This is a genomic window from Streptomyces sp. URMC 124, assembly GCF_051386455.1.
Lineage (GTDB): Bacteria > Actinomycetota > Actinomycetes > Streptomycetales > Streptomycetaceae > Streptomyces.
Map to the genome: position 1 here is coordinate 24649 of NZ_JBPQTS010000081.1, position 6657 is coordinate 31305.

The window sequence follows — 6657 nt, forward strand, 5'->3', positions numbered from 1 at the left end:
ACGAACCGCAGTCAGTGCGCCGAGCCCGACAGCTGCAGCCCCATCACGCCCAGGATCACCAGGCCGATCGACACCAGTTTCAGCGTCGAGACCAGGTCGCCGAGGAAGACCATGCCGTAGATCGCCGTGCCGGCCGCGCCGATGCCCGTCCACACGGCGTAGGCCGGGCCCACGTCGAGCTTCTTGAGGGAGAGCGTCAGCAGGCCGAAGCTGCCGAGCGCGAAGCACGCGAACGCGATCGTCGGCCACAGCCGGGTGAAACCGTGGGAGAGCTTGAGACAGACCGCGAAGCCGGTTTCCAGCAGCCCGGCGACCACGACCAGCAGCCACGCCATCAGTTTGCCTCCCGCGTCTCGGTGACCGCCGTCCGTCCCGGTGTGCTTGATGCCCTTGCCAGTGGCGGTCACTCGCAAACGTAGGCGATCAATCGCCTTCGCGTCGCTCCCGCGTGGAAAGCAGCCGGCGCAGCGAGTAGAGGCGCTGCGGATCGGCGTGGCCGTCGGCCACCCACGCGTCCAGCGCGCAGTCCGCTTCGTCGTGGCTGCAGGCCCGCGGGCAGCCCTCCGTGCCCGGCTCCAGGTCGGGGAAGGCGTGGATGACGCGGGACGGGTCGATGTGGTTGAGGCCGAACGACCGGACGCCGGGGGTGTCGATGACCCAGCCCGAGCCTCCCGGCAGCGGCAGGGCCAGCGCGGACGTGGTGGTGTGCCGGCCGCGGCCGGTGACGGCGTTGACGTGGCCGGTGGCCCGCTGCCGGTCCGGGACGAGGGCGTTGACCAGGGTGGTCTTGCCGACGCCGGAGTGGCCGACGAACGCGGTGACCCGGTCCGTCAGCCGCTCGCGGACCCGGTCCGCCGCCCCGCCGTCCGCGAGCTCCTCGCGGCTGGTGACCACGTACCGCACGCCCAGGGAGCCGTAGGACTCCAGGAGCTTGTCCGGCGAGGCCAGGTCCGACTTCGTCAGGACGAGCAGCGGCTCCAGGCCCGCGTCGAAGGCGGCGACCAGACAGCGGTCGATGAGCCGGGGCCGCGGCTCGGGGTCCGCGAGGGCGGTGACGATCGCGAGCTGGTCGGCGTTGGCCACCACCACGCGCTCGAAGGGATCGTCGTCGTCCGCCGTGCGGCGCAGCACCGACGAGCGCTCCTCGACCCGCACGATGCGCGCGAGGGTGTCCTTGGCGCCGGACAGGTCCCCGACGACCGCGACCCGGTCACCGACCACGACGCCCTTGCGGCCCAGTTCGCGGGCCTTCATCGCCATCACGATCCGGTCCTCGACCAGGCAGGTCAGGCGGCCGCGGTCGACGGTCAGGACGAAGCCCCCGGCGGCGTCCTCGTGCTTGGGGCGGATGTTGGTGCGGGGGCGGTTGCCCTTGCGGTTGGGGCGGACGCGGACATCGTCCTCGTCGGGGTTCTTGCCGTAGCGGCGCATTGCTGGCTTTCCTGGATCTCTCAGACTCTCGGCGCCGTCGCCGCCCCCGCGACGGTCCCGAGCATCCCGGTCCACAGCTCCGGGAAGTCGGGCAGGGTCTTGGCGGTGGTGGCCACGTTCTCCACCCGGACGCCGTCGACCGCGAGGCCGATGACGGCGGCCGCGGTGGCGAGCCGGTGGTCCTCGTAGGTGTGGAAGACCCCGCCGTGCAGCGGCCGCGGGCGGATGTGCAGCCCGTCCTCGGTCTCGGTGACGTCGCCGCCGAGCTCGTTGATCTCCTTGGCCAGGGCGGCCAGCCGGTCCGTCTCGTGCAGCCGCAGGTGGGCGATGCCGCGCAGGGTGGACTCGGAGTCGGCGAGCGCCGCGACGGCGGCGATCACCGGGGTCAGCTCGCCGACCTCGTGCAGGTCGGCGTCGATGCCCGTGATGCGGCCGGTGCCGGTGAAGGTCAGGCCGGTCTCGGTCAGCTCGCAGGAGCCGCCCATCGCGGTGAAGATCTCCCGCAGGGCGTCGCCGGGCTGGGTGGTGTGCTCGGGCCAGTCGGGGACGGTGACCCGGCCGCCGGTGACCAGGGCGGCGGCCAGGAACGGGGCCGCGTTGGACAGGTCCGGCTCGATCACGACGTCGCGGCCGAGGAGGGCGCTGGGGGAGACCCGCCACACGTTCGGCTCGCCGCCGGACTCGGGCGTGTCCACCTGGGCGCCGGCCTGGCGCAGCATGTCGACGGTCATCCGGATGTGCGGCATCGAGGGCAGCACGGAGCCGACGTGGCGGACCTCCACGCCCTGGTTGAAGCGCGGCCCGGACAGCAGCAGGGCGCTGACGAACTGCGACGAGGAGGAGGCGTCGATCTCGACGGTGCCGCCCTCCAGGGCGCCGCCGCCGTGCACGGTCAGGGGCAGGGCGCCGCGCTCGTTGTCGTCTATGCGGGCGCCCAGGGCGCGCAGCGCGTCGATCACGCCGTGCAGGGGGCGCTCGTAGCTGCGCGGGTCGCCGTCGAAGCGGATCGGGCCGTCGGCCAGGCTCGCCACGGGCGGCAGGAAGCGCATCACGGTGCCGGCGTTGCCGACGTCCACGGTGGCGGGGCCGCGCAGCCGGGCGGGGATGACCCGCCAGGCCTCGCCGGAGCCGGCCGGGCCGTCCGCGTCAGCGGAGCTGGAGGAGACGGTCTCCTCGATGCCGACGCCCATGGCGCGCAGCGCCTCGGCCATCAGCAGGGTGTCGCGCGAGCGCAGGGGGCGGCGCAGCCAGCCGGGCTCGGAGGCGAGCGCGGCCAGCACCAGGGCGCGGTTGGTGACCGACTTCGAACCGGGCACGGTGACGGTCGCGTCGACCGCTCCCGTGGCGAGGGGGGCGGGCCAGAGGTCTGTGTGCGCGGGGTTCTCGGTCATGCCTTTACCTTACCGAGCTCCGTCCGCGCCCCTGCCGGTCACAGGCCCAGCAGCCAGCGCCCTCCGCCGGTCAGCGCGCACAGCGAGATCACGTGGAAGAAAACCAGCCACACCGTGGCGGGCAGGTGGGTGAGCCGGGCGAGCTGGTCGGCGTCCGAGTCCGGAGCTCCTCCGTAGCGCCGCTTGCTCTGCAGCTCGAAGGCCGGCCGGACGCCGCCGAGCAGCAGGAACCACACGACCCCGTACGCGAACAGCGCCTGCACGGCGGGTCCCGCCAGCCAGGAGACCAGCACGAACAGCGAGCCCGAGAGCACCACCGTCAGCACGCCGTAGGCGTTGCGGATCATCAGCAGCATCGCGGCGAGCAGCGCCGTCGCGAGCCACAGCAGCGCCGTGATGTGACCGGCGGCGAGCAGCCACGCGCCGCCGAGCCCCAGCAGCGAGGCGGCGGGGTAGCCCGCGGCGGCGGTGAGGATCATGCCGAGGCCGGTCGGCTTGCCGCGCGAGACGGTCAGCCCGGAGGTGTCCGAGTGCAGCCGGATGCCCTCCAGCCGCCGCCCGGCGAGCAGGGCCACCAGGCCGTGGCCCCCTTCGTGGGCGATGGTGACGGCGTTGCGGGTCACCAGCCATATGCCCCGCGGGGCCACCGCCGCGAGGGCGACGAGCCCCGTGGCGGCCACCAGCCACACGGAGGGCGCGGGCTGGGTTCCCACCACGCGGTCCCACAGGGCGGTGGCTTCGGTGCTGTCCATTTGTGCGCGGCTCCTCGTGGGTCCGTGGCAGGGTTGGCGAACATGTGTGGTCGATACGCGGCGAGCCGGGAGCCCGAGGATCTCGTGGGGCTCTTCGGCGTCGAGAAGTGGGAGCCGACCGAGGCCCTCGCTCCGGACTGGAACGTGGCCCCGACGAAGAGCGTCCACGTGGTGCTCGAACGTCCTCTGAAAGACGCAGCCGACCGGCGTCCGGTTCGCCAGCTGCGCCCGCTGCGCTGGGGCCTGGTCCCGTCGTGGGCGAAGTCGCCCGAGGGCGCCGCAAAGATGATCAACGCGCGGGCCGAGACCGTCCACGAGAAGCCGTCCTACCGGCAGGCCTTCGAGCGCCGCCGCTGTCTGATACCCGCCGACGGATACTACGAGTGGGTCACCGGCGCGGCCGAGCGGGAGCTGGAGGAGAAGGGCCGTAAGAAGAGGTCCCGGAAACAGCCCTACTTCGTCACCCCGGCCGACGGCTCGGTCATGGCGATGGCCGGGCTGTACGAGTTCTGGCGCGACCCCGGCCTGCCGCCCGACCATCCCCAGGCCTGGTGGGTCACCTGCACGGTGATCACGACGGAGGCCGAGCCCGCGCCGTTCGCCTCCGCGGAGGGGGCCGCCCCCGCGGAGGGCGGGCCGCGCTCCCTGGCCGAGATCCACCCCCGGATGCCGCTGGTGCTGCCGCCGGACCGCTGGGACGCCTGGCTGGACCCGGCCCGCACGGGCGTCGACGAGCTGCGCGACCTGCTCGCCCCGCCGGCCGCGGGATCCGTGCGGGCGTACCCGGTCGCGACCGCGGTCAGCGACGTCCGCAACAACGGACCCGAGCTCCTGAAGGAGCTGGAGGCGCCGGAGGAAGCGACGCTGTTCTGAGTCTCCTGAGCTCCTTGAAGGGGATGCCGGGCGCGGTGGACGAAGATGGACGGGTGATCGAGACCGTTCCCACCCCCGCGGGCGACGCCCGCATCCACTGGTACCCCGCCGGGCAGGCGCGCCTCGTGCTCGCCCTCGGCCACGGCGCCGGCGGTGGCATCGAGGCCCGTGACCTGCAGGCCCTCGCCGCCGCGCTGCCCGCGCACGGCGTCACCGTCGCCCTGGTGGAGCAGCCCTGGCGGGTCGCCGGCAAGAAGGTCGCCCCGGCGCCGAAGGCGCTGGACGCCGCCTGGACGGCCCTGTGGCCCGCGCTGCGGGAGCCCGGGCGGCCGGTCGTGGCCGGCGGCCGCAGTGCGGGCGCGCGCGTGGCGTGCCGTACCGCGGCGGGCCTCGGAGCCGTCGCCGTGCTCGCGCTGAGCTTCCCGCTCCACCCGCCGGGCAAGCCGGAGAAGTCCCGCGCGGACGAGCTGACCGGCACCGGTCTGCCCACGCTCGTGGTCCAGGGCGCCAAGGACCCGTTCGGCCGCCCCGAGGAGTTCCCGTCCGGCACCCGCCTGGTTCCCGTGCCGCACGGGGACCACGGCTTCGCCGTGCCGAAGAAGGCCGGCGTCGGGCAGGAGGAGGCCCTGGCGGGCCTCACCGGGGCCGTCGCGGAGTGGCTGGGCGGGATCGCCGGCAGCTGACGGAGCTCGCGGCAGCGGTGCGGAATTCCGTACTCCGGAAGTGCCGTTGAATTCCGGAGGATTCAGGGAATGCGGCGTGCCCCGGCGATGTTGTGCCAGTCGTCATCAGCTACTGGACCGGTGGCTACTGGCCCGACCGAGGAATGGGAGCTCGCCGCATGGGTTCGATCGCATGCCTGTCCCGCCCGCAGACCGCTGACCTGGGGTGGGCGGCACTGCATGTGGCGCAGCCCGCCCCGGCTGGAGCGGCGGACGGGCGGGATCGTCGTCTATTCTCCGATTCGAGCGGGTCCGCATCCGGTCCTGCCGTCGTGTTGGAGGAGGTGGGTCCGGTCACTGGGACCGACGAGGGGACCGAAGACACCGGGGCCACGGGCATGAAGAGCGCCACCGAGAACGCCGCTGCCACCGCCGCTGCCGCGGGCGACGCCGCCGGGGCGGAGACCGCCGCCGAGCGCAACGCCCGGTTCGAGCGCGACGCCCTCACCTTCCTCGACCAGATGTACTCGGCCGCCCTGCGCATGACGCGCAACCCGGCCGACGCGGAGGACCTGGTGCAGGAGACCTACGCCAAGGCGTACGCGTCCTTCCACCAGTTCCGCGACGGCACGAACCTCAAGGCGTGGCTGTACCGCATCCTGACCAACACCTTCATCAACTCCTACCGCAAGAAGCAGCGCGAGCCGCTGCGCAGCGCGTCGGAGGAGATCGAGGACTGGCAGCTGGCCCGCGCCGAGTCGCACATGTCGACCGGCCTGCGCTCCGCCGAGTCCCAGGCGCTGGACCACCTCCCGGACTCCGATGTCAAGGAGGCCCTCCAGGCCATCCCCGAGGAATTCCGGATAGCGGTCTACCTCGCGGACGTCGAGGGCTTTGCCTACAAGGAGATCGCGGACATCATGGGTACGCCCATCGGCACGGTCATGTCCCGGCTCCACCGGGGCCGCCGCCAGCTGCGCGGAATGCTGGAGGACTACGCCCGTGAGCGGGGTCTCGTCCCGGCCGGGGCGGCCCCCGCGCCGAACGGCTCCGACGAGTCGCACAACCGGAAAGGCTCGGACTCATGAGCTGCGGAGACCCGCACGAGACGGACTGCTCCGAGGTCCTCGACCACCTCTACGAGTTCCTCGACCACGAGATGCCCGACGGGGACTGCGCCAAGTTCGAGGTGCACATCGACGAGTGCTCCCCGTGCCTGGAGAAATACGGCCTGGAACAGGCGGTGAAGAAGCTGGTCAAGCGGTGCTGCGGCCATGACGACGTGCCCGCCGACCTGCGCTCGAAGGTGATGGGCCGGATCGAGCTCATCCGCGCCGGGGAGTCGGTGCCCGAGCAGGACGTCGTGGCCGAGGCCAGGGCGGCGGAGGCCGCCGCCCGCGCCCGGGGCGACCGGGGCGTCCGCAGCGCGTCGGGCGGCTCCGCCGGCGCGGGCCCGCTGGGCGCGACGGCCCAGGAGTAACTCCGCCGGGCGGCCCCCCAGGCGTTCCAGGGCCTGATGTGGCCCGGGCCCGGCATGCCACGCGGCGG

At 73.2% G+C, this 6657-nt stretch carries 8 protein-coding genes; 4 read left to right on the top strand and 4 right to left on the bottom strand.

Annotated elements, in window-relative coordinates:
- Positions 1-11 precede the first annotated feature (11 nt).
- The 4 genes from ACSNOG_RS18500 to ACSNOG_RS18515 form a co-directional block, all read right to left on the bottom strand.
- Positions 12-335, bottom strand: coding sequence for a DMT family transporter (locus ACSNOG_RS18500; protein WP_030366234.1), 324 nt, complete (start codon positions 333-335; stop codon positions 12-14).
- 88 nt (positions 336-423) lie between these two features.
- The gene (gene rsgA, locus ACSNOG_RS18505) at positions 424-1431 is read right to left on the bottom strand and encodes a ribosome small subunit-dependent GTPase A (RefSeq protein WP_436753750.1); all 1008 of its coding nucleotides are present in this window, start codon (positions 1429-1431) and stop codon (positions 424-426) included.
- Positions 1432-1451: 20 nt separating this feature from the next.
- Complete coding sequence (aroA, locus tag ACSNOG_RS18510) at positions 1452-2822, bottom strand: 3-phosphoshikimate 1-carboxyvinyltransferase (RefSeq protein WP_436753751.1); 1371 nt, start codon at positions 2820-2822, stop codon at positions 1452-1454.
- Positions 2823-2860: 38 nt separating this feature from the next.
- Positions 2861-3574 carry a M50 family metallopeptidase gene (locus tag ACSNOG_RS18515; protein WP_436753752.1) on the bottom strand — a complete coding sequence of 238 codons (714 nt, stop codon included), beginning with the start codon at positions 3572-3574 and terminating at the stop codon, positions 2861-2863.
- Positions 3575-3616: 42 nt separating this feature from the next.
- Between ACSNOG_RS18515 and ACSNOG_RS18520 the strand changes: the two genes are divergently transcribed.
- The 4 genes from ACSNOG_RS18520 (at position 3617) to rsrA (ending at position 6589) form a co-directional block, all read left to right on the top strand.
- A complete protein-coding gene (locus ACSNOG_RS18520; protein ID WP_436753753.1) occupies positions 3617-4447 on the top strand; it encodes an SOS response-associated peptidase in 831 nt (276 codons plus the stop codon).
- Positions 4448-4470: 23 nt separating this feature from the next.
- Positions 4471-5130, top strand: a complete 660-nt coding sequence (locus ACSNOG_RS18525; RefSeq protein WP_436753757.1) for an alpha/beta hydrolase family protein — start codon at positions 4471-4473, stop codon at positions 5128-5130.
- A 323-nt stretch (positions 5131-5453) separates the two neighbouring features.
- Positions 5454-6197: a sigma-70 family RNA polymerase sigma factor gene (locus tag ACSNOG_RS18530; protein ID WP_436753758.1), complete on the top strand. Its 744-nt coding sequence runs from the start codon at positions 5454-5456 to the stop codon at positions 6195-6197.
- Complete coding sequence (rsrA, locus tag ACSNOG_RS18535) at positions 6194-6589, top strand: mycothiol system anti-sigma-R factor (protein ID WP_436753754.1); 396 nt, start codon at positions 6194-6196, stop codon at positions 6587-6589. The genes ACSNOG_RS18530 and rsrA overlap by 4 nt, the downstream gene beginning before the upstream one ends.
- Positions 6590-6657: the final 68 nt, after the last annotated feature.

Excerpts from the sequence above, each read along its gene's own strand:
- aroA (WP_436753751.1), bottom strand. The coding sequence starts at position 2,822 with ATGACCGAGAACCCCGCGCACACAGACCTCTGGCCCGCCCCCCTCGCC.
- rsgA (WP_436753750.1), bottom strand. The coding sequence starts at position 1,431 with ATGCGCCGCTACGGCAAGAACCCCGACGAGGACGATGTCCGCGTCCGC.
- ACSNOG_RS18515 (WP_436753752.1), bottom strand. The coding sequence starts at position 3,574 with ATGGACAGCACCGAAGCCACCGCCCTGTGGGACCGCGTGGTGGGAACC.
- ACSNOG_RS18525 (WP_436753757.1), top strand. The coding sequence starts at position 4,471 with ATGCCGGGCGCGGTGGACGAAGATGGACGGGTGATCGAGACCGTTCCC.
- rsrA (WP_436753754.1), top strand. The coding sequence starts at position 6,194 with ATGAGCTGCGGAGACCCGCACGAGACGGACTGCTCCGAGGTCCTCGAC.
- ACSNOG_RS18500 (WP_030366234.1), bottom strand. The coding sequence starts at position 335 with ATGGCGTGGCTGCTGGTCGTGGTCGCCGGGCTGCTGGAAACCGGCTTC.
- ACSNOG_RS18520 (WP_436753753.1), top strand. The coding sequence starts at position 3,617 with ATGTGTGGTCGATACGCGGCGAGCCGGGAGCCCGAGGATCTCGTGGGG.